The organism is Shewanella sp. H8 (assembly GCF_040285065.1).
Lineage (GTDB): Bacteria > Pseudomonadota > Gammaproteobacteria > Enterobacterales > Shewanellaceae > Shewanella > Shewanella polaris.
Genome location: NZ_CP157213.1, coordinates 4124804 through 4148370 on the forward strand (window position 1 = coordinate 4124804; position 23567 = coordinate 4148370).

The following is a 23567-nucleotide window of genomic DNA, read 5'->3' on the forward strand; positions in this document are numbered from 1 at the left end:
AGGTCATGCTTCAATCGTAATAGTGACAGCAGTTACACCACTGTAGATAACCGTCGAAGCAATATCTTATTGAGAGTGCTGCATCATGCAGGCTAATAATTCACGAGTATCAACTAAGGGCAAACCGACAACGGCAGAGTAACTGCCTATAATTGATTTAACAAAGCAGCCACCCAGAGCTTGTATACCGTAAGCACCCGCTTTATCCATAGGCTCACCAGAAGCAACATAAGCCTCTATATCAGCTACGGATAACTCACAGAATGTCACTTGAGTACGACACAATCGGCTAAACGTTTGCTCGCCATCTGTTAATGCTACTGCGGTCATCACTTCGTGAGTTTGACCGGATAACAAGTTCAACATGCGTTTGGCATCTTCTTGATCAACGGGTTTTCCTAATATCTGGTCATTCAGTACTACTATCGTATCCGAACCCAATACTTTAGGTGCAAAAAAATGTTCACTAAGTGCTAACCCCGCTTGGGCTTTTTCGAGCGCTAAACGGGATACATATTGAGTGGCAGTTTCGGTCGACAGAGGTGTTTCATCTATATCAGGCGCAACTAACTCGAACGAAAAACCTGGATGACTAAAGCCTGCTTGAAGTAATAATTCTTTTCTTCTTGGTGAGGTAGAAGCCAGTACCCATGTCATCTGATATTTACTCTAGTTAGTGTACATTAAAACCATACTTAGGTTTTTACGTTATATTAACGAACTTTATAATGACGGCGCATATTACGTAACACCCAAAAGACCCACCACCAAATAAATAAACTTGAAATAGCAGGCAAAAACATTTCAACATCAAATGGCGTAGACTCGACCACAACAAACTGGGTCACAAATATAACCACATGATAAATACAGATAAAACAAGCCACTAAGATTGATTGTTGCCAGCGTGGATAATTTCGCAATCGCTGACATAACAACACCACAATATAGATAACCAGCGACAATGCTAATGATCTAATCCCTAAATGGGCTCCTAACAGCACATCAAGCATTACCCCTAAAATCCACGCGGTCAGAATGTTGTAACGATGCGGTAGTGCCATCGCCCAATACATCATCACCATTAATAGCCAGTCAGGTCGCCAAGCTTCTACCATTTTAGGTAACGGCATAATCTGAAACATCATTCCGATAAATAATGTCATCCAGACCACTAAGCGCCCATTAGCGATGTGCGTACTCATTGATTTACCTCGCTGGTAACGGGTTTCGTTGCGGAGGCAGTTGCCTTGTCGGCAGTATTCTTAATCAACCCTTGTACATCAGCAGGAAGGGTAAAAGGTTTGGTTTCATCAGGCCAAATAAGTAATACATAACGAATACGGTCAAGCGCAGCCAAAGGCTGAGCATTAATCACCGCGTAGCTCTGACCGTCATCACGCGATACACTGATAACCCGAGCAACGGGATAGCCTTCGGGGAAACGATTGCCCAACCCTGAGGTCACTAATAAATCACCCACTATAATATCAGTGCTTTTAGCCACATGACGTAATTCAATTTGATCGATATCACCAGTACCGTTAGCAATCGCTCGCACGTCATTACGTGTTACTCGAACAGGAATGCCATGGGTTGTATCTGACACCATTAACACCCGGCTGGTCAATTCACTCACTTCAACGACTTGTCCTACAACACCTTTAGCATCAACCACAGGTTGACCAACATAAACACCGGTTTGCAAACCATGATTTAACACTACAAACTGCCGAAAAGGGTCGCTGGCAACTTCCATGACTTCGGCCACCATTTTACGAGAATCCATATGCACAGGCGAACCGAGCAATGTCCGTAAACGCTCATTCTCTTGGCGAACATACTCAAAACGTTGTAAACGTTCAGAGATTACCAGTTGTTGCCGAAGTAGTTCTTTGTTTTGCAATTCGAGCATATTGCGAGTCGCAAATGCTTCAGCGGACCAGTCAAGCATCACACCGGGAACATTAGCTAAATACTGCAAAGGACTTAATACTGAGGATAAAGATTGGCGAATGGGATCTAGGCGTTGATTAGTGATAAGTAATGCCACCGACAAAATAATTGCCAGTGTTAATCTAAATTGAATGGAAACGCCACGAACGAAAATTGGTTTCATAAATTGTTCACAACTTTATTAACCCGGTTACTGGTGTTAATAAAGTTGCTCAGCTAATAATAATTAGTTCTCTTCAGAGAACAAATCACCACCATGCATATCAATCATTTCAAGCGCTTTACCACCACCACGAGCAACACAAGTCAGAGGGTCGTCAGCAACCATCACCGGAATCCCAGTCTCTTGCATTAACAAACGGTCTAAATCACGAAGTAAAGCACCACCGCCTGTTAATACCATGCCACGCTCAGAAATGTCTGAAGCTAGCTCTGGTGGCGACTGCTCAAGGGCAACCATTACCGCACTCACAATACCCGATAACGGTTCTTGTAATGCTTCTAAGATTTCATTGCTGTTTAACGTAAAACTTCTTGGTACACCTTCCGCAAGGTTACGACCGCGCACTTCAATTTCAAGCACTTCGTCACCAGGATATGCAGTACCAATAGTATGTTTAATACGTTCAGCAGTTGCCTCACCAATTAGGCTACCGTAGTTACGGCGAACATAATTAATAATCGCATCGTCAAACTTATCGCCACCGATACGTACTGATGAAGAATACACCACACCATTTAACGAAATGATTGCGACTTCTGTAGTACCACCACCGATATCAACAACCATAGAGCCCGTCGCTTCAGATACTGGTAAACCAGCACCTATTGCTGCCGCCATAGGCTCTTCAATAAGATACACTTCACGGGCTCCTGCCCCCATTGCTGATTCGCGAATAGCGCGACGCTCAACTTGGGTTGCGCCTACTGGCACACATACAAGTACTCGAGGGCTAGGACGGAAAAAACTGTTGTTGTGCACTTGCTTTATAAAGTGCTGAAGCATTTTTTCGGTCACATAGAAATCGGCAATTACACCGTCTTTCATTGGACGAATAGCTTGAATATTACCAGGTGTACGCCCTAACATTTGTTTAGCATCAGTTCCCACAGCAGCAACTGATTTGGGGCCATTACTATTGCGATCACCGCGAATGGCTACCACAGAGGGTTCGTTCAATACGATGCCTTCATCGCGAACATAAATAAGAGTGTTTGCCGTACCTAAATCTATGGATAGGTCGTTAGAAAAAATGCCGCGCAACTTTTTGAACATGTATCAGGCCTGTATTCTGTGAAGTCAGAAGAATAAAAATCAGCTAACTCTATCAATGACACCCCCATTCTACAATACCGAACAGGTCAACAATCGCTAATCTGGCATTTTTTTTTCTAAAAATGCCCAAAAAAATGTCAATCGTTCAAATTTAATCCTAAAAATCATAAAAACGATGTTTTTTTATTCAGTTTATTGGTTCACTTCTCGCCAATAAATGATCCTATCATGGCCTCGGTAGCGGCCAAAATAAGCACTCGCTTTTGGGTTATATAATGAAGTCGAACTTGCATCGTCCCAATTCCAATACCATTTGAGCCAATCGTCAACAGTTAATGGAGCGGTAACTTGGCCTCGATAAGGTACTAAACCGCTACTTTCCCATAACAATGTCAGTTTTCCAGAGTTCACTTCACTGCCAGCATCGCTACGAGTAACACTCTGTCCAGCAGTTAATGATGGCGCATATACTTCTGTGCCATCTAGAGGATCAATAACTTGAGTGCAACTATCATCGATGTTTGTTATCCAATCACTACCATTCCAGTATTGGGCATAAGTTGGCATACGCAGTATTTCATTTTCAGGGCCATAGGTATTATCCATCACCACTCTGCCATGACGAAAATCTTGAGTCGAGAGTAGCTTTGCTGTGCAAGTATTATTGTCGGCACAAATACTGCTGCTACCCGGGAGCATATCTGCAGATGCAACTAATGCGAAGTCTCCATCATTATCAAATACTTGCACACCAATATCCAACAAAGAAAAAGGTCCGTCAACACCCGGAGCCGTCATTCGGTTGAAGCTAGCTAGGTTAGTGATGTCGACGCTTGCTTCACCTAAAGCCCATGAGCTTGCATCAATGGGCAAATCACTTAATCTGGCACTTAAATCCACACCATTATTACCATTTTCCCCTACTAAGATTGCATTAGCTTTAGCAAAGACACCTTGATAATTTTGGGTCACATAAGTTCCTGTATTTACGGTATTTAAGGTTAGCGCTAGTTTAAAAGGCTGATCCATATAATTAAAACTACCGCAAGATGGCACTACACTAATGTTACTGACAACAAAACGATCTGGCACAAAACGACCTATGCTAGGAGATTCAGCCATTGGAATATCATAGAAACTCGAACCTAAATAATTACTTAGAGGCTTAGCTGTAAATTGAAATACACCGACTTCTGTTACTGACTGTGGCACAGTATTAGTGTTAGTTGTTTGGGCTACATGATTATATTGTGTAGTGCCAACAGCACCTAACACGCCACCAGAAGGGGCAACTAACTCATGTGTTAACGCTATCTTGTCATGAGCATAATTGGGCGTATTGATGTTATCGCAAAAATTGGTATCGCCGTCAGACTCCCAAGCTTTCCCTTGAATAATTAAGTTAAATGACTCGCCGGCTTTTTTGTACACATCACAAGAACTGTTATCCGCAGAACATTGCGCATTATTATCTTCCGGTGTAATACATAAACCCACAGGAAAGCTCACAAACTGATCTGAACCCAACATGACCAATCCGGCTTCATCACCTGTACCGGTATATTTAGCATCAAGTTGCATTTTACCTGCATCAGGGTAATTAACATCGATATTAGCTGTACCAGTAGAATCAAAAGCTAACTTTATGTTGGTTCCTGCAGTACTTAGCTTGCTCACAGGCGTATCATTAACGGTGACTGACTGACCATTTATAGGCAAAGAGGGATCGATATAGCTACTCCAAAAACTGATATCTTTTGTGGTATCGGCAAATGTAGGGACACATTGCAGTGTGTCGTCTGATGTTTTCACTGCACTAATAGTAATGTTGTTAGTTGGTTTATTGGCTAACTTATCTGGCACCTCAAAAATAAATCCACTGTCAGCAAAGTCTAAATCACAGTTTCCAGCAGTTGCAGAGCCACCATTAATACGGCAAAGAGTTTCACTAAATGCTTTGGTACTAGGCGTTGAGCCTGAAACACCCAATGTTACCGTGCCAACCGTGTTATGCCTTAACTGTAAATCCGCTTTTTCTCCACCAGAGAATGTAACAACATTACCACCAACCCATCCACCATTAGTCACGCTTGCAGGCGTTAGCGTTGCAGTAACACTGTCATTCACCGTCTCTGTACAAGCTGCGTTTGCACAAGCTTTAATCGACAGTGTTTTGGGTGCGCAGGTAATTCCTTGACCAGAGTATGAATACTCAAAGTGATCGATTTGTACCCCTATAGGGTTGGATTTTAGTGCACATATTTCAACATTATCAATTTCATGAATATTGGTTGCCCCACCAGTAGAACCTGTCAAAGACAATAAAAAGCTCTCAGGTAAATCGGCTTGGTTTGCGAAAGACGCGGCATCAAATTGTGAAATAATTTCAATAAAACCATTACCTGTATCACGTTCAACTTTAACTAACGATTGACTAGCAACTTGTGAGTCAACGGTGATTCTGTATCGATGCGCTTGAGTGACATTATCATCGATAGTTGGCGATAAGCAGTCGCCACTTGTATTAGTCGTACCATTTGAACAAGTACCGCGTAAATAAGGATAACCAGATGTACCTGAGCCAGACCCTCGAATAGCAACCGATTGTTTACGACGCCCCGGGCCACCGGATCCACCTTCCCTTGAAAAATTACCATACTCGTCAATACCAAAACCTAACCAACCGCCCGCAAAACCATTTTCATTTGAGCGAGCACCATAACCTAACGGCCCACCATAAGCGCCTGCTTGGGGCGTAATAGTGCTATCTGACAATACAAAAGCAATACCATCGGCACCGCTACCATTATAAGCATAATGATCAAATTCTATGGTGACAAAGTTATCTGTTGCTGGAAAGAGGCGTTGGTAAGTTGACGAAGTCGCTTGATTAGTTCTCGCTTGAGTAACTTGTAAACGATTACTCACAATAGATGGAGTAAAACCACCTCGACTATTGGAAACAACCCAGTCATCGCCCAAATCAGTTCGGTCAAAGTTATCAGTAAAGCACTGAAAGACTGGTTCTAGAGCCTCAAAAGCAACAAAGCTGTATCTCTCCCAGCGATGTTGGCGGTCATTGTCTTTATAAGTATCTTCATCAATGACTATACTTACCTTGTCGTTAGTTAGGTTACAACGACGAAGCCAGCCACCATCACCACCTAAGCGACTATTTTTACCCGCAACTAATGTAGGAATACCCTCAAAGCCAGTTAAAGTTGTCGTATAACGGCATTGATTACTTACGTCTTTAGTACCACTATCAGTAAACGTTTGTGCTTGACCAAAGTGATAATGAGTTTCAACACCATTCAACGTCATTTTACCGCTAGCGGCTTGCAACGATAAATAACCAATGGTTTCATTTTGAATTTGATTGTTATTTAAATTACCTGGTTGACATCGACTATTGCTATAAACCTCTGACGTATCTAACGCGAGTTGTAGGACTGAACCGCTTGACTGTGATGTGCTGGTTAACCAACAGTCATTATTCTGAGTTTGAATCTGATTCAACACCACATTTTGAGTCGCAGGTAAAGTCACTTGGGCATAAGGGGCGCTGGAACCAAATATAGCCTGGTCATAATTAACTGAGCCAGCAATTAGCTTGATGTTATTTGGCAGGTCATAGGACCCTGGTGTAACAGCAATCCAGTGTACTTCAGGCATGACAGTGGATTTTTGATAGCGGTTAGAAGGTGATACAGGCTCTTGTTGTGACCAGGTAAACCCTTCCTTAGTCACACTACCTACAAATACCGATGCAGGGCCATCACTGTTACTGTCTTCTGTGGTCGGCATTAAGAAAATTAATGGTATGACACCAGTTTGAAACGCATAATCAAATTCTACATCGGTCGATTTATCCCCAGAGGCAGTGGATTTACCAAATTGAATATGAAAGTTAGCTTCTAATGCAAAGCTTTGGCAGGCAAAAAAGCTCGTGCCCACTAAAATAACAATACATATAAATAGTCTAATTCCCACGCGCTTCTACCTCCACTTGGCGACTCACTCGTAAACACGTTGAACTGCTCGAGTCACCAGCACAATCACCCGTTTCGCATGCAGCTAAACTATTAATTCTATATTGAGTCACACCACTGACACTGGCAGTATTACAGCTAATGCTCACGCTACAACTATGAAATCCAACCGCGTTACTCGGTGGCGTCCAAGTTGAAGCCACATCGGTACACGTCGCCGCAGTACCATCAAGTGGAAATAACTGAGCCAATGCCGCATCAGCACCACTGTTAGCGCTAAACAATGCCCGAGTGCCCCACACTTCCATATTTACCGACTCATCAGCATCGCCAACAATTCGGATCAAACTGGCCGCAATAAGAAACATCACGGTTAATACAAAAACACCGATAATTAATGCACTACCTTGTTGTGCCTGTTGGCTTAATTTCAGCTTAGGGAACATTCATCACCTGCACTTGATGTTGATATTGAAACGTTTCACCATTAACACTAAATACCGGCTGTAAATGCACAATGGCGTTGGTCACTAATGACGATGGCGTAAGAATGACCGCTGGATTAATGGTTAAAGCGTTAGTGATATTTTGTGCCATCAATACACCATTGCCCATCGCGGTAGGTAATGGCTGATTGGCCGAAAAACCATAGCCTTGATATAAACGTAACTCTACATTGCTAGCGGTATTAATAAAACAGTAACTCAATGGGTTGTCAGCAACGTATAAGCGTTTTAGCGGCGACGCTTCTGTAAAACGCACGGTTTGAGTTAGAGTGATCGTCTGTTTATCACCAGATTCAGCAACACTTTGTACAATAAATCGCTTAGCGGTAGTCCCTTGTGGATTGTAAATTTCATCGGTGGTTAATGGGTAAATAAGTACTGATTGACCTGTATTAATACTACGAATGCTTTTAATCGCCGTTAAGCTATTTTGCGCAGCTTGGGGAAAAAATGGCGCATCAAGATACGAGGTACTGGCGCTAATCGGCAATAATTCAAGACATTGATAACTCCCGTCTGTTGCGGTTAACACCCGCATACTATTGGGCACAGCAGCACGGATATCTCGGGTCATCCGTTCCATACCAAAACGGCTTTCACTCAACACGTGATCAACGGCGCTTGATTCAACAAATATTCGGGTACCAAAAATAACAAAGCTACTCAACCCAACCACTACAATGCCTAAAACTAAAATGACCGTCACCATTTCAATTAAGGTAAAACCAGCAATCTTTAATCGGCGCTGTAATGGCATTAGTAATTACTCCTTACCGCTTGGTAAGTGATCACTTCATTAGCCGGCGTGGTCACATCTACGGTAATTAATTTTTGCGCCTTCGTTGCTGAGTTTAGATAAGTCACTGACACGTTCAACTGATAATTAGGATAGGCTTGGGCATACGTTTGGCTTGAATCGAGCATGTTGGCGGTTTGATCTAAGCCGTCGTAATCATCAACATCATTAAAAGTGTCACGGGTTTCACCGTCATTACCCAAAGCGCTTACTGCAGAGCAAGTATTACCTGCTGGAGCATCACACGCTGGTACACCACCGTTGGGGTTGGTTTGTTGATCATAACGCTTACCCCAAATCTCATTCATTACCGAATGAGCTAATTCTGCAGAGCGGACTCTGTGCAAGGTTTTTGCCGCTCTATCGGCTTGGGGGAGTAACATGCTGGTGAGCATCACAATTGCTATACCGATCACCATCATACCAACGACAAGTTCAATTAAGGTAAAGCCACGTGCAAATTGAGCGAACTGTTGACGCTTGGGTGCTTTGTGAAATTTTTTCATCGCGTGAAGCCGAGATTGTGGTTGCCGCTTAAATTTACAGAGCATAAATATAGCCCTCAGTTTCTACCGCAATGGCAAGCGTTTCATCGGCAACCGCGTTAAAACAATATCCCGAGCAAACAGGGGAGACAATTCGCCCTAGACTATCAAAGGTAATCGAGAATACTTGGCTAGCGGTACTGGCTAGGGTGATATTAGTGCCACCACTAAAGGTTTGCGGTTGTTCTGTGCGGAATGGATTACTGCAACTATTGTTCGAGCTAGTAACAATGCGATCATTAAAATAACGTAAGGTATAGCCACTGGCGTTAACATCAAGTTGATAGCACTGATCAGTATTTTGCATTGCTTTAAGTTGGACTTGACGCAACTCGCTAATAAACTCATTACGTAAGGTATAAGCGCTGTAAGAAGAGTCAGACATTAAACGCGGTAATACCGCCACAGCAATAATACCAATCAAAATCATGGTGGTAACCAATTCAACTAAGGTAAACCCAAGCTGAATATTGCGTTGTTGACTCAATGAAATACAGTCCTTATTTAATCTAATGAATATTGTGTGCGATAAAAAGCGCTAAACCATAATATTGTCAGAGACTTATATTAGCTGATTAAGTATGGCAAAAACAGCCAAGCTTGTCTGTTTATTTGCTGAGCTCAAGAAAACGCACTAATAAATACTATCAATAATGAATGGTGAATCATAAATCAAATAACTATCAAAATTTAACTTTTCCTTAGGAAGAAAATATCCAAAAAAAAACCTGCAAAAGCAGGCTTCTTTGTAATTAATTATCAGTATTTAGCATTTGTTAGCATCAGGCACAGCAGAAAATACTGGAATTGATGTTGCTGTTGCTGGTTTATAAGTGAAAGTACAAGTGTATGGAGCATCATTTTGCCAAAAACTTACGACACCACTAGTAGAGTCAACAGCAAGAGCCCAATCGCCAGTTGAAGTAACATTACCTGAAGTAGGAGCGGTAATGCTTTGAACGCTTATATCCAATGCATTGGTAAAGTTGACCACTGTATTGTCCAAGTATCCATAATCTGTTGTTACATCTACATTGGTTGCAGGAGTCGCTGAAGCATCACCTGATAAAGTAACAGTTGCATTTTCTGTTGTTTCTTTTCCAGCTAAAGCCGCTTTTGAATAAACTAAAGTATTAGCACCTTGAATCGCTGCTTTTAAACCGCTTAGCGCAGACGCACGAGCATCACCTTGCAGATTAATAAATTTAGGTGCTGCAGTTACTGCTAAAATACCGAGAATAATGATAACAACCACTAATTCAATTAATGTAAAACCTTGTTGCTTTTGCATATTAAATAACCTCTATTAAAAAGAAATGGGTAAATCGACATCATTATTAGAAGTGATAAACCAAATTAGTCGTTAGTAAATGATACCACCTGACCCGTTCCGGCATTATATGTTACACCGTTAGCGCCCGCGGTATCTAAATCTGGAGTAGGATCTGCAACCCCTGTAGTCTGATTTAGTGTTAAGGTAGCGATTTGATGATATACACACACATCAAGATTACTGACAGTTTGACCATCAATACTGGTAGATGTTCCACCCACACCATCTAACATTCTAACCGTATAACGTTGTTTGCTTGCATCTAAGTTGTATATAACATTTCTAGGTGCATTTTGTAAAACTGAATCAAATACTTCCTGACAAGTATCGTCGGTCATTGTCGTAGCATCTGTATTGGTTGTGCCTGTAGGAAAACCAAACCGAGTATCAAGCGATACACTGGTACCGTCTAAAAGCACATTAGTATTACGACGACCATCAACTTCCCATTGAGCGCGTACAAAACTCACTGCGGTAGCTAAACCACCTGCAACCCCGTCGACACTGGCATCTTCAGCATCATCAGTCACATTTAAAAAGCGCGGAAGTGCCGTAGCGGCTAATAAACCGAGGATGACAATAACAATAACCAATTCGACTAATGAAAAACCTTGTTGTTTCAATTTCATAATATTTGACTCTTCTCTATAGCGCCATAACAGCAAATAAAACTGATTAAGCTATAACTTCACTAATATTAGCAGGTTATTAAATTTTTAACACTAGCGATACGTAATTTTTCAGTCGCCTATTAAAAAAATAACGCTACCCGTTTGCAGTTGATAACGTAAACTGGCCTTATTTGAAAAGTAACGGCAGATATTCTGATCAGACTGATAATCTACCGTAATATGTAATTCTTGAACATCACTTGCCAGTAATTGCCCCCATAGATGTTCGCATCCTTTGGCGTCATTAGTATTAATGATTGGCCAACCTTGAGCCGACATAGAAATCCAATTACCGGTTGCCACTAAATCAACATCATCAATAGTGCCTATCTTCAATTGAGTATCATTTGGTACTGTCTCGTTGTTGCCAGTATCTATCTTATTCGAAGGCATATTTGATGCAACATTATGCCAAGACAATAACATCTTATCGGGTCGACCAGAGGCTAACCATTGGCTGCGTACCATAGACAAAACATTCAACAGACGATTATGTTCAAATTCTAAGCCTCGTTCACCTAAACTTTGGGTGTTATTTAAATAACGTATACCAAAAACGGTTAGCAATACCAGCAACACTAATATTGCAATAATGCGCGCATAAACGTTAAGCAAATCATCATCTGCTTTTTGCTGGCTCAGCATTCCAATGCCCAATGAATAACGTTCATTCCGCGCTAGCCCCCTTTGACCACATTAAGCATATCCCACATAGGAAGATAAATACCCAGAGCTAATATCAATACAATACCAGCAACAAATGCGATTAAAATAGGTTCCAATTTGGCGGTGAGATTTTTTAAATCGTAATCGACTTCGCCTTCATAAAAATCAGCGGCATCATTCAATAACTGATCAATTTGACCCGTTTCTTCACCCACTGCTACCATTTGCAGAACTAATGGCGTAAACAATTGACTACTATTGGATACCCGCAGCATTGATTCACCTGATTCGATACCACGGCGCATCCCCACAATCTTGTCATGCATATAGGCATTATCCACCGCATCCGCAACCAGGCTTAATGCTTGTGTCATGGGTACACCCGCACTGAGCATCATCGAAAAACAACGACAGTAACGCGACAAGGTTGAACGTTCAATAATAGAGCCGACCACAGGAATATGCAGTTTCCATAAGTCCCATTGCTTCTCACCTTTTTCTGTATGATGCCAATATCGAATACCGACTACAACGCCAATTAATACCACGATCATATGAGGCCAAAAATTAACAAACAGGTTAGATGTGCCAATTAATATTCTTGTCGCCAATGGCAGTTCCGCGCCAAAACGAGAAAACATATCAGCAAATTTAGGGATAACCATAATATTCAAAATAACCATCGCAATGGTAATGGCGATCAATACAAACATTGGATAACGTATCGCCGCTTTGATCCGACGACGGGTTTCTTGCTCTCGTTCGATATACCCTGACAACTGGATAAAAGCGTCTTCCAATTTACCGGTATTTTCACCAACATGAACCATCGATATAAACAATGAATCAAATACATCTGGATGTTGATTCATTGCCGAAGATAATGGTCGCCCAGAAGTAAGCTGTTCAGATATATCATCTAAAGCTTTCTTCATTCGGTCTGAATGAGTGGTTTCTGATAACCCAGCAATAGCTCTTAAAATGGGAATGCCTGAACGCGTCAATGAATACATTTGTCGGCTAAAAATTTGCAGTTCTTCGAGCGACACTTTGCTTTTAAATAAGCTCACCGAAAACGATTGCTTGGTTTTCACTTCTCGTAATTCTAACGGGATAATGCCCCGAGATAACAATGTATCGGCCGCGGAGCTTTCATTGGCAGACTCAAGCTGTGCACTGACAGCCTGCCCTTGTGAATTACGACCTCGGTATTGATATGTCGGCATGATTACAACCCAATATCTTGTTGACTAACAAGATCTTCAGACAAGGCAACTGTTGATTCACTGACATCTTCCACTAGTTTAGACACTTCTTCTAGTGTTGTGGTACCAAGGAACAAATACTCCATGGCCGAATGCGCGAGCGGAATAAAATGAGGACTGCGTATCGCTGCTCGGGCAAAGTCTTGCGGATTACCTGTACGCATGGCATCAATCATGTTTTCGTCTAGTTCGAGTATTTCAAAAATACCTATTCGACCACGATAACCAGAACCATTACAGGTTTGACAACCACTACCCACTTTAAACGTAGCGCTGTTAATATCTCTTTTAGTCACACTCGTAAGCCAGCTACGTTCAGCCGCGGTTGGCTGATAATCCACTGCGCAATTATGGCAAACACGCCTCACAAGACGTTGAGCGATAATGACTCGCAATGCACTGGCAACCAAATAACTCGCCGCGCCCATATCGAGTAATCGTAACGCACTGGTAACGGCATCATTGGTATGCAAAGTCGATAATACAAAGTGACCTGTTAACGCACCCCGTAAACCAATTTCAACGGTTTCTTGGTCACGCATCTCCCCCACCATGATAATGTCTGGATCTTGACGGAGCGTGGTACGCAGTACGTTAGAAAAGTCCAAACCAATTTTGTGATTAACCTGAACTTGGTTAATTCGCGGTAACTGATACTCTACTGGGTCTTCTACGGTAATAATCTTTCGGTCTGCAGTATTAAGCTCATTTAAAATCCCGTATAACGTTGTCGTTTTACCGCTACCCGTTGGCCCTGTCACTAACAACATACCGTGAGGGCGCTTAATTTGTTTACGAATTCGCGCCACGATATTGGGTGGCATGCCGGTTTCATCTAAGGTACGCAGGCCTGTGGTTTGATCTAACAAACGCATTACCACAGATTCGCCATGATAAATGGGCATGGTCGACATCCGCACGTCAATTTGATGACCTTTTATTTCCATATGAAAACGGCCATCTTGTGGCATACGTTTCTCTGAAATATCCAATCCCGCCATCAATTTAAGCCGCAATACCAATGCCGAAGCAATATTGACTTCACTTAAGATATTTTCATGTAATTGACCATCAATACGCTGGCGGATCCGCAGCACTTTCTCGCCGGGTTCAATATGAATATCTGACGCTCGCATTTGCACTGCATCTTCAAAAATAGACTGCAATAACTTCACGACAGTGGTTTCGTTATCACTGTCACTTTGGGTTATATTAGCCAAATCGAACATGTCATCAGAGGCATATTCTTCGTCGAGCTTACCGGCGATTTCCGCGATTTGACCAGTACGACGATAAAGGTTATCAAATGCATCGAGTAACTGTTGTTCTGGTGCTACCGCGAGCATTAACTGCTTAGGGGCTACTAATGCTTCAATATTATCAATGGCCTGCAAGTCTGCAGGATCGCTCATTGCAACGACTACATGGTCTGGATGACTCTCTACCACTAAGGCACGAAAACGTCTCGCCTGTACTTCGGGGAGAATATTAACCACTTCATCGGCTATTGGACGGCGACTAATATCAAGATAGGGTAAATTTAGCTGTTGAGACAAAAACTTAAGTAACTGATCTTCAGTAATACTGTTTAAGTCAATTAACGTACGACCGAGCTTTCTACCTGAATTACGCTGTTCCGTTAATGCTTGCTTTAATTGCTCGTCGGTAATAATCAGCTCTTGAACAAGAAGATCCCCTAACCGCATCTTTAACTTAGGCTTCATCGGTTTTCCCCTAACTGAACTAAACGTTTTTCAATAAATGACATGGCGGAAGTAGATAATCCTTCATAACTTAAAGCAGATCGGTAAGCTTGAGCTGCTTGGGAATATTTTTTCTGAGAATCTAACGCATATCCTAAACCCATCCACCAGCGAGAGTTGGTCGACTCGGATACCAGTAAATTACGGTAAGCAGATTCTGCTAAAAAGAAGTTTTTTGAGCTTTGCGCCAATTCGGTTTGAGCAACCCATTTATCTCGAGCCCAAGTAGAGTTGTCAGGGATCATATCCAAGGTTGACAATGCTTTATCATAGGCTTTCATTTCGGTTTGAATTTGCGACAAAATCACATAAAACTCCCATTGTTGCGGAAACAGACTAATACCACTCTCAAGTAATCGCATCACCGCGATAAGATTATGCTGGGCATAATAAATCGCTACTAATTGTTTACGGGCTTTATGTAAGCTAGGTTGCAATACTATTGCCTCTAAATAGTAACCCGTGGCATCATCAAGTCGCTGCTCTTGCTCTGCATTCATCGCTTTGCGATATTGCAATTGCGCCATTTGCGCTTTAGTCAGCACCACTTCTTTCACCGTCATCCCTGCAGGCATTTGTCTGGTAACCGATTCTTGTATAGATGAAGCAGACGTTTGCTCTGTGGTTAAGCCTTGAGTCGCTTCAATATTATTCGAGGCGTTCTTATTCGGTGACACCTTAGTCGATTCAATACTATCAGGCACCACATTATTAGATATGGTGTTATTGTTTACTGTTTTACTAGGAACAGCCTTATTGGCGTCTGTAAAACTCGACTTATCAGACTCTTCGGTTGTAGTTAATAGCGTTGGTGTTTCAACCGTTTCAGGTACATTAACGCTATCTTGTCGTTGCGATGCTGGAGATAAACTCATTGTATCGTCATCAAGCACTGGTGCCGTATCCACTGCTGGTGAACCTGGCATAGATATTTGATCCCTTATCTGGGCAGCATTTTGAGTTATTACCGCTGTACTTACCAATGCCGATGTTTGCATACGTGTCGATGTTGGGTTTAACACTAATTTAGACTGTTCAACATCAAGACCGTCATTCTTTTGCGGCAGATTAACATCTAACGATTCAGTTTCTCTGGTCACTATTGAACTGATAGAGGCTAGTTCACTGACAATTTCATTATTAGCTTGGCGGTATATTGATACCCCAAACCATAATGTAGGTATTAAGAGTATAGCTACGACAATAAGGCTAATGAGCGGCAATCGTGATTTAGCGGTTGATTGGTATTGAATTTGAGGACGTACAAACTCACCCGCTGGTTGCGTCGGAGGGATTCCGGTTTCAGACTGTTGGCGCAGCTCTAAATCTTTCAGCATTTTGATAATCACGCTCATTTTATCTCGCCTATTTGTGTCATCCATTCACCACAACAGCTTTCGCCATTGAATCCAACAAACAACATCAATGCGGCAAGCAGCACAATAATCAATATACGAATACGAGAGAACTTCACTTTATGCTGCAAACTAACATCTTCAGTGTCCAATATTGCAGCAAGACAATCACGAGTAGACACCTTTTTTCCGTTTTGGCCGTAACATAATAATAAACTCTTATGTGCCAATATATTCACTAAGCGCGGAATACCTCGAGCGGCTTTAGCGATGAGTTTGATATCTGATGTACTAAACAATTCAGACCCTTTATAACCGGCTACCATGAGGCGGTAATGAATATAAGCCTGTATCTCATCCCAGGTTAACGGACGTAAATTATAACTAAAGGTGATACGTTGCCTTAACTGTCTGAACTTTGGTTGTGCTAGGCGTTGATCTAATTCTGGCTGGCCAAATAACACCACTTGCAATAGCTTACGGCTTTCGGTCTCTAAATTGGTAAACAATCGTAATGCTTCAATACTGTCATCTGGTAATGCTTGTGCTTCATCTAAGACGAGCACCACCTGAAATCCTCGATGATTAAGCGCCAGTAAACGCTCATGGATCAATCGGGTCAATTGCTGCTGATCTAATTTATCAGGTAAATCCAACCCTAGTTCACCTGCAACAGCCCAACGTAATTCATTAGGGCTTAAATAGGGGTTAGGTAAATAAGCACAATGGTATTGAGTCGGTAAGTCATTCAACAGCTTACGACAAACCAAGGTTTTACCTGTGCCCACTTCACCCGTGACCTTAATAAAACCTTCGCCTGTTTGTAATGCGGTTTGTAGTACTTGCAGTGCTTCCACATGCGGCGACAACCCAAAAAAGAAACCTGTATTTGGGGTAAGCGTAAAAGGCAACTGACTTAAGCCAAAATGCTCCAAATACATAATTACTGGCTATCCCTTTTCAAGTATCAACCGCCGTTATCCTATGCCAACTGTCGTTATCAACTGCCACTACTTAGAAGGATACCAACGTTCAATTAAATCCTGTGAACGTTTTAATTCATCCTTCCATGTATCACCACCGACAACCGTTGGTTTTAACATAATAATCAGTTCGGTTTTCTGCTTAGATTTAGTACGACTAGTAAAGGCTTCGCCCAAAAATGGAATATCACCCAATAATGGAACCTTGGAAACCGTTTCAATATTCTCGCTTTTCATTAATCCGCCAATAACGACGACATCACCAGATGCGGCTCGGATCACAGTATCAGATTCACGGATCTCGCTTTGCGCTAAAGGTAATTCCAACGTTGAGTCACTGATGGTAATTTCTTTGGTTTGCGAGGTCACATCGATGACTGAAGGATGGACGTGCAATATCACATTGCCATGTTCGTCGATCTGAGGGGTTACATCTAATGCAATACCGGAGAAAAATGGGGTTAACTCAACTTGTGGAGTGGTAACTGTCGTTGTGCCAGACACTGTCGTTGAAGACACATCGGTCACGAAATACTCATCATTACCGACTTTAATCACCGCTTTTTGGTTATTAGAAGCCGTCACTCGCGGGCTTGAAAGTACATCGACATCGCCTTGAGTATCTAGCAAATTGATAATGCTACTAAAATCAGTTCCGCTGAAGTTTATTGAGGTTACGCCGCCAATAGCGGTTGTAATGGCATTGCTTAATCCTTGTCCTGCTGAGGTACTGAAATTAATATTGGTACTGCCAGCATGACCTAAAACATTTTCCCACTGGATCCCTTGCTGGTAACCGTCAGATAAGGTGACCTCTATAATTTTCGCTTCTAAAATCACTTGGCGTTGTAAATGACTTTCTGCTATTTGTAAAAAACTACGAATTTGACGTAACTCATCAGGGAAGGCCCTAACAGTGACTAAACCCGCTTGAGGCGTCACCACAACTTGTCGACCACCACCCGTTTCACCCATAATGGATGTTAATGTTGCTTGTAATTCACCCCAAAAATCTGTTTTAGTCGTTGAACGAATAAATGTACCATTGGTATTGTCACTACTGTTCGAATTACTGTCGCTACTACTATTATTGCTAGAGCTATTGTTGTTATTGCTATTACTATTTCCACTACTTGAATTACTGTTTTGATCTGAAATTCGTCCAGAGCTAACTGACGTTAATGACAAGCCTTCGCGTTGCATGTAGATATAATTCAACGGAAATGTTTCGGTTCTCATACCCGATGGGAATACCCGTAAAATACGTCCTTCACGATTAACTTCGTAACCATAAATATCTTCCACTACTTGTATAGCTTCTGACAGAGTGACTGCTTTTAAAGATAACGATATTTTACCTTGAACATCAGGATGTACCGCAATACTTAATGGGGTATCTTTCACTAAACTGGGGAAAAAGACTCTGGCATCCACTTCATTTGCAGACACATCAAAACGACGCTCCGCAGGTATGGCTCTTGCTGATGGACCCAATATATTACTACCATTGAGCTCACGCTGAACATCTTCCGGCATCGCCGCTAGAGGGGGCGTAATAGCTTGAGGGATATCAACTTGTTGTCTTGACTCATTCAAAGCCGTTTTTGCAGCTTGTGGATCGGGTCTATCTGTTGTTTGGCAAGCAACTAAGCACAGCGACATCAGAGGAGTAACATATTTAATCACATTCATTTTTTATTCTTATCCTATCACTCTGTTATCGACTGAAATAGTTGAAGTTTTCTTCCATCTGACAAGGTAACATAATCTTTACTAATTTTTGATACTCGCAAGCCACTACCGTTAACTGCATCACCCACCGACAGAATGATATTATTGATAATTGCATAGGAATGTTGACCGTTAACAATACTGTTTAGCACTAAAGCTTGATTATCATCAAGGGCCTTTACAGCAAGAAACCCCTGGCTAGGCAAGGTAGGATCACGTAAAGTTTGTGCATTAGTCGCGGACATTAGCAGCATCATTAGGCTCACTGCAAATGCCATTGTGTTAATTTTGTTTTGCAACACTGATAAAGTCCTTATTCACACTCAGTGTGTAAAGTTCTAATTCAACTAAGGCATCAGGATGAACGTCTACACGATAGTCCAGCCGCTTCCAATACAATTTATCAGGCATACTTTCGACGGCCTTAATAAACGCTAAAATAGAAAAGTAATCACCTTGTAAGGTTAACTTAATACCGTGACGATAGAGATTAATTTTATCAGCATCTCCAACTTGCAATAAGGCTTGAGGAGCAATTGAGGCAAATGAAATGAGCGACACTCCTTTCACATTACCTAACAAATTGGCTAATAACGTTGGCATATAATCAGCTGGCACCATATCAACCATTTGGTCGGTTAAATCGGCATCGATCAATTGCATCTGCTCAGTAATTAATTGTAATCGCTGTTGGTAATCCTGATTAGGATCTAGCTGCAATCGCTCTTCATAGAGTGCCACTTGTTGCATGGAAATCGAATTTTCTTGCTGTAGCCCTTTTAATTGATTTTTCACACTTTGCTGTTGTTTCCAAAGTGATTCAAAAGGCATAAACAACAACATTCCCGCTACTACGAATAAAGCAACAGCAATCAATACTCGTTCGCGCTGGCTTAATTCATTAAATTTTTCAGACCATATCAACCATTGTTGTTTCATTGTGCTAACTCCTTAGCACTAGGTTGGCTTATTAATTTAAATGCTAACGGTTGCGCTTCGCCGCGGTCCATCGTCATAGCCGAAAACGCGTACCCTTTTAATGTAGCTGTGTTTTTAAGTTTATCTATCCAAAGGGGGATACTTTGTGGGTTACGTCCATAGCCTTCAAATTCAATGCGCTGAACGTCATTGCTTTGTTGTTCTATTGTTATATGGCTCAACCACAAACTATTGTCGGCAACAGCAGCTAAATCGGTCAACATTGGCGAGTAACCTTGGCTAATTAGCATATCCATTTGACTAAGTTTATCTTTTAATAATTTATTAAGGTCTAAACGTTGCCGCTCAAGCTCAACCTTTGCTACCAATTTAGCATCGGGTTTACGTTCAGCAATCTGTTGCTCTAACTGATTTTTTTGTTCAGTTAAACTATTCTTTTTGCTGTTTTCCTGCTGGTTGAGCACCTGCAATTCATCGGTATTCCAAAGTCCTACGCCATAAAGTAGCGCACTGCACCCTATAAATAAGGCTAATGCGATTATCATTCTAGAAAACGTCAGCCTTTGTTTTTTAGGCAACAAATCTGCTGTATATAAATTAACGCCGGTTTTTATCACACTTCACCTCGCGTTAATTCTTGCAGTGCCAACTGAGCGAGTAAACTCGATACACCATCATGAGTAATCGCCGTCACTTTTTGATTAAAGTTGGCCGCTACAAGATTGGCCAATGATGCACTATCGCCTTCAACCAAAATACTAATCGATGCCACCGGAGCTTGACGTAACTGGCTTTCAAAATAGTCCATAGACCGCTGAATCTCTAAGCTGAGATTATCGGCTAAACCTAGCTTTAATTCTTCTAACGTCGCTTGATTCAGTTGATTAAATCCTCTGACTCGACGTTGCATTAACACTTCGCCCGCTTTAACGACCAGTAACAATAATTCCTGTTGTGGTAGGTGGGAAACCAACATATGTGCCATGTTATCGTGAGCTAATAAATGGCTTAACGCTAATTCTTCAATGCTTATCCCTGCAACCTCTAATCCACTAGTATTACAAGCACCCGCTAACTGCATTAAAAATTGACGACTACTTACCACTACATTCACTTTTGAACTAGGAATAAGGCTAGACTCAAAATAATCCAGATGAATATTAGCGACAGGCTCTGACACCATGTCCTTAACAGACCAAATTAATGCTTGAGTCACTTCAGTAGGTTCAACATTAGGTTTTTCAGCTTGTACTAGCTGATAATATTGATGAGACATCACTAATTGTACTCTAACTCGACCAAACTGATGCTTTAGTGCTTCAAAAGCTTGATACCAATCGTTTTTCTTTACTGAAAACTGACTAATAACAGCTGCCGAATGGTCTTGCTTTGGCTTGTACGCCCACAGGCAATTATCGGCGACAAATACGCCTAAATCCCCCATAGATTTGGAAGTCTGCCAAAAGGCTAGTTTACTCAAAAAACCATTGTCCATTGCTTGACCCGTATTCGCTAACATATTAATTATTTTAGATTCCTGGCTAATGGTACATTATCAAATCAACAGGATCATTAATTCAACACATCAAGGAGATTCAATTAGGAATCCATAGTTATTTTTGGGAAAATATGTCGCGATTAAACGTTGTACTAATGCGTTGATTCTATAACTAATCAATAAAATACCGAATATTTATTTAAGATAAAAGTTAATATATTGATAAATAAGCTTTAACATTAGTGTATTAAAACAAACATAGCACTAAAATCGTTAAACTTCAGATCTTTGCCCTAAGAAATCGCCCTGTGCAGCACTCACCCCGAGAATTTTTAACGTTTGCCACTCCTCGAAACATTCAACCCCTTCTGCAATCACTTTTACTTCCGCTCGATAAAGACCACCAATTAAGCTGCGAATAAATAGTTGATTCTCCGGTCGTTGATGCACTTGTCGTACGATAGAACGGTGTAGTTTGACTAAATCAAAATGATATTCTTGAATATAATGACTCCCGACAACATACTGCCCAACATTATCGACAGCCAATTTCGCCCCCATTTTCCTAAGCATATCTAAGGTTTTAAGCAATAAGGTATTCTTTTGATTTTTAACAATGATGTCTTCCGACACCTCGAAAATAAGCCGCGAAGCTAAAGGACGATGCTCAAGTAATGTTGATTGTATCCAACGAACAAACGCTCTACTGATTAAACTATCGAGGCTTAAATTGATGCTATAAGTGAGTGTATTATCATTCATTAGCCTGAAGAGCACTTGCTCCAATATTTGCCGTTCAATCTGTGGCATCAAGCCACATTTGTTAGCCATTGGAATAAACAAGGTTGCGCGTATATCCTTACCCCGTGAATCTCTAGCACGACTAAATACTTCATAATGTAGAATTTGATCATCACTGTCGACAATCGCTTGTTGTAAGGTAAAAAAACGTTTTGATACTAGCGTATTTTCTAGGAAGCTGCGCCAACGGACAGAACCTTTGGCAATTTCTTCATCTAATGCGCCTTTATCATACATAAACCAGTTATTAACCCGTTGCAGCTGTGCAGCACGAAGTGCCATTTCAGCCTCTTCAACAAGTTGAATTTGTAAATCGCCAGTTTTAAAAAATGCACAGCCTAAGTGGAAAAAATTATCAGGATCACCGATGCCATAAAAAGGTAATGCGAGACAAGTTTTTAGTATTCGTTGGGCTAACTGATCGGCTTCTATGAGCGATAATTGTGGGACGACAATAGCTAATTGAGAATAACTACGTCGGGCAAAAATACTGTCTTCATATTGAGTTAACGCTGCAGTAATTGCTTCGGTTGTTAGTGATAGCATCGCCTTCATGCCACCTTCACCGAATTCATTTTCAACCAAATCAACATCATCAAACTCAATAAACATCAATACACCATGAGCCATCATTTTTTGATCATGGCTTAGCGCATCTAGACGGTTTTGAAAAAATATAGGATTACCAATTTGAGTTTGTTTATCTAAAAAAGTATCTTTCCGAATAAACTGATCTAAGCGACCACGTTCTTTATGAGCATCATCCAGATCGGCGAGTAATTTACTGAGCGCACGATTGATCATGCGTGGTTTACCATTGGTAGGCACTTCGGCGGCTTGCTTTAATTTACCGTCTAAAATAAGTTTGCTCCGCAGTGCAAGTTGCTCTACTCCATCTAATTCTCTGGAATACCAACCATAACCAAAGCGAACAAAAAACCCGATACTAATAAAACCGATAAAAAGAATTATCAGCTCATGCCAGCCTAAATCATACAAAGAAAAAGGCGGTGGCATAACCAACTTCATGGATAATTGACCAGGGTTCAACTGGGTTTGATATACCGTCAAGTTGCTCTGAGTGGTATCGATTTGATCGCGATGAAATTGGTAAACGACTTGGTGTTTATGAGACAGAGAAAAATCGACCGCTTTATAAGCTGTCAATAATGGGGGTAACCAACTTGAAAATTGATTGCTGCCATGTTGCTGGTAATCCTCGACTAACATGGTCTCTAATTCAGCGACTTTTTGTTGCTGAAAATTATAGGTTAATTGAGTAAACCCCATCACCGCACACAACAAAAACACAAAGGCAACAGCGGCCAATGAAAGCAACCAAAAGCTGGTCATTTTTTTAGTAAGGATCTTGGTGTGTTTCATGTATCCGCTATCCTGCTGGATTTATTTAATGTCTCCAATATAACGATTGTACTCCACAACTTCACTAAGCGATTTATTGACTTTTATCCGACACCATAAAAAAAGGGG

The 23567-nt window shown here is 41.3% G+C and carries 22 protein-coding genes; all 22 read right to left on the minus strand.

Going from position 1 to position 23567, the window contains the following annotated elements; all coding sequences use genetic code 11:
- Nucleotides 1-66 precede the first annotated feature (66 nt).
- Nucleotides 67-657 carry a Maf family protein gene (locus ABIS04_RS17950; protein ID WP_350431961.1) on the minus strand — a complete coding sequence of 197 codons (591 nt, stop codon included), beginning with the start codon at nt 655-657 and terminating at the stop codon, nt 67-69.
- A 56-nt stretch (nt 658-713) separates the two neighbouring features.
- Nucleotides 714-1205 carry a rod shape-determining protein MreD gene (gene mreD / locus ABIS04_RS17955; protein WP_350431962.1) on the minus strand — a complete coding sequence of 164 codons (492 nt, stop codon included), beginning with the start codon at nt 1203-1205 and terminating at the stop codon, nt 714-716.
- Complete coding sequence (mreC, locus tag ABIS04_RS17960; protein ID WP_350431963.1) at nt 1202-2119, minus strand: rod shape-determining protein MreC; 918 nt, start codon at nt 2117-2119, stop codon at nt 1202-1204. The genes mreD and mreC overlap by 4 nt, the downstream gene beginning before the upstream one ends.
- 63 nt (nt 2120-2182) lie before the next feature.
- Nucleotides 2183-3232 carry a rod shape-determining protein gene (locus tag ABIS04_RS17965; RefSeq protein ID WP_350431964.1) on the minus strand — a complete coding sequence of 350 codons (1050 nt, stop codon included), beginning with the start codon at nt 3230-3232 and terminating at the stop codon, nt 2183-2185.
- A 192-nt stretch (nt 3233-3424) separates the two neighbouring features.
- Nucleotides 3425-7225: a DUF6701 domain-containing protein gene (locus tag ABIS04_RS17970; protein WP_350431965.1), complete on the minus strand. Its 3801-nt coding sequence runs from the start codon at nt 7223-7225 to the stop codon at nt 3425-3427.
- Nucleotides 7215-7670 carry an MSHA biogenesis protein MshP gene (locus tag ABIS04_RS17975; protein ID WP_350431966.1) on the minus strand — a complete coding sequence of 152 codons (456 nt, stop codon included), beginning with the start codon at nt 7668-7670 and terminating at the stop codon, nt 7215-7217. The genes ABIS04_RS17970 and ABIS04_RS17975 overlap by 11 nt, the downstream gene beginning before the upstream one ends.
- Nucleotides 7660-8487: a prepilin-type N-terminal cleavage/methylation domain-containing protein gene (locus tag ABIS04_RS17980; RefSeq protein ID WP_350431967.1), complete on the minus strand. Its 828-nt coding sequence runs from the start codon at nt 8485-8487 to the stop codon at nt 7660-7662. Before ABIS04_RS17980 ends, ABIS04_RS17975 begins: the two co-directional genes overlap by 11 nt.
- Complete coding sequence (locus ABIS04_RS17985; RefSeq protein WP_350431968.1) at nt 8487-9032, minus strand: prepilin-type N-terminal cleavage/methylation domain-containing protein; 546 nt, start codon at nt 9030-9032, stop codon at nt 8487-8489. Before ABIS04_RS17985 ends, ABIS04_RS17980 begins: the two co-directional genes overlap by 1 nt.
- Before the next feature lie 34 nt (nt 9033-9066).
- Nucleotides 9067-9558 carry a type II secretion system protein gene (locus ABIS04_RS17990; protein ID WP_350431969.1) on the minus strand — a complete coding sequence of 164 codons (492 nt, stop codon included), beginning with the start codon at nt 9556-9558 and terminating at the stop codon, nt 9067-9069.
- Nucleotides 9559-9837: 279 nt separating this feature from the next.
- Nucleotides 9838-10362, minus strand: a complete 525-nt coding sequence (locus ABIS04_RS17995; protein ID WP_350431970.1) for a type II secretion system protein — start codon at nt 10360-10362, stop codon at nt 9838-9840.
- A 65-nt stretch (nt 10363-10427) separates the two neighbouring features.
- A complete protein-coding gene (locus tag ABIS04_RS18000) occupies nt 10428-11033 on the minus strand; it encodes a type II secretion system protein (RefSeq protein WP_350431971.1) in 606 nt (201 codons plus the stop codon).
- A gap of 111 nt (nt 11034-11144) precedes the next feature.
- Nucleotides 11145-11720 (minus strand): MSHA biogenesis protein MshF, encoded by a 576-nt coding sequence (locus tag ABIS04_RS18005; RefSeq protein ID WP_350431972.1) that lies wholly within the window; start codon nt 11718-11720, stop codon nt 11145-11147.
- A gap of 32 nt (nt 11721-11752) precedes the next feature.
- Nucleotides 11753-12967: a type II secretion system F family protein gene (locus ABIS04_RS18010; RefSeq protein ID WP_350431973.1), complete on the minus strand. Its 1215-nt coding sequence runs from the start codon at nt 12965-12967 to the stop codon at nt 11753-11755.
- 2 nt (nt 12968-12969) lie between these two features.
- Nucleotides 12970-14730, minus strand: a complete 1761-nt coding sequence (locus tag ABIS04_RS18015) for an ATPase, T2SS/T4P/T4SS family (RefSeq protein ID WP_350431974.1) — start codon at nt 14728-14730, stop codon at nt 12970-12972.
- Complete coding sequence (locus ABIS04_RS18020; protein ID WP_350431975.1) at nt 14727-16124, minus strand: tetratricopeptide repeat protein; 1398 nt, start codon at nt 16122-16124, stop codon at nt 14727-14729. The genes ABIS04_RS18015 and ABIS04_RS18020 overlap by 4 nt, the downstream gene beginning before the upstream one ends.
- Nucleotides 16121-17065: an AAA family ATPase gene (locus tag ABIS04_RS18025; RefSeq protein ID WP_350431976.1), complete on the minus strand. Its 945-nt coding sequence runs from the start codon at nt 17063-17065 to the stop codon at nt 16121-16123. The genes ABIS04_RS18020 and ABIS04_RS18025 overlap by 4 nt, the downstream gene beginning before the upstream one ends.
- Before the next feature lie 69 nt (nt 17066-17134).
- Nucleotides 17135-18799, minus strand: a complete 1665-nt coding sequence (gene mshL / locus ABIS04_RS18030) for a pilus (MSHA type) biogenesis protein MshL (protein ID WP_350431977.1) — start codon at nt 18797-18799, stop codon at nt 17135-17137.
- A 17-nt stretch (nt 18800-18816) separates the two neighbouring features.
- Nucleotides 18817-19140, minus strand: coding sequence for an MSHA biogenesis protein MshK (locus ABIS04_RS18035; protein WP_350431979.1), 324 nt, complete (start codon nt 19138-19140; stop codon nt 18817-18819).
- A complete protein-coding gene (locus tag ABIS04_RS18040) occupies nt 19121-19777 on the minus strand; it encodes an MSHA biogenesis protein MshJ (RefSeq protein WP_140235318.1) in 657 nt (218 codons plus the stop codon). The genes ABIS04_RS18035 and ABIS04_RS18040 overlap by 20 nt, the downstream gene beginning before the upstream one ends.
- A complete protein-coding gene (locus ABIS04_RS18045; RefSeq protein WP_350431980.1) occupies nt 19774-20322 on the minus strand; it encodes a fimbrial assembly protein in 549 nt (182 codons plus the stop codon). Before ABIS04_RS18045 ends, ABIS04_RS18040 begins: the two co-directional genes overlap by 4 nt.
- Before the next feature lie 68 nt (nt 20323-20390).
- The gene (locus ABIS04_RS18050; RefSeq protein ID WP_350433471.1) at nt 20391-21272 is read right to left on the minus strand and encodes a biogenesis protein MshI; all 882 of its coding nucleotides are present in this window, start codon (nt 21270-21272) and stop codon (nt 20391-20393) included.
- 276 nt (nt 21273-21548) lie between these two features.
- The gene (csrD, locus tag ABIS04_RS18055) at nt 21549-23459 is read right to left on the minus strand and encodes an RNase E specificity factor CsrD (protein WP_350431981.1); all 1911 of its coding nucleotides are present in this window, start codon (nt 23457-23459) and stop codon (nt 21549-21551) included.
- Nucleotides 23460-23567 lie beyond the last annotated feature (108 nt).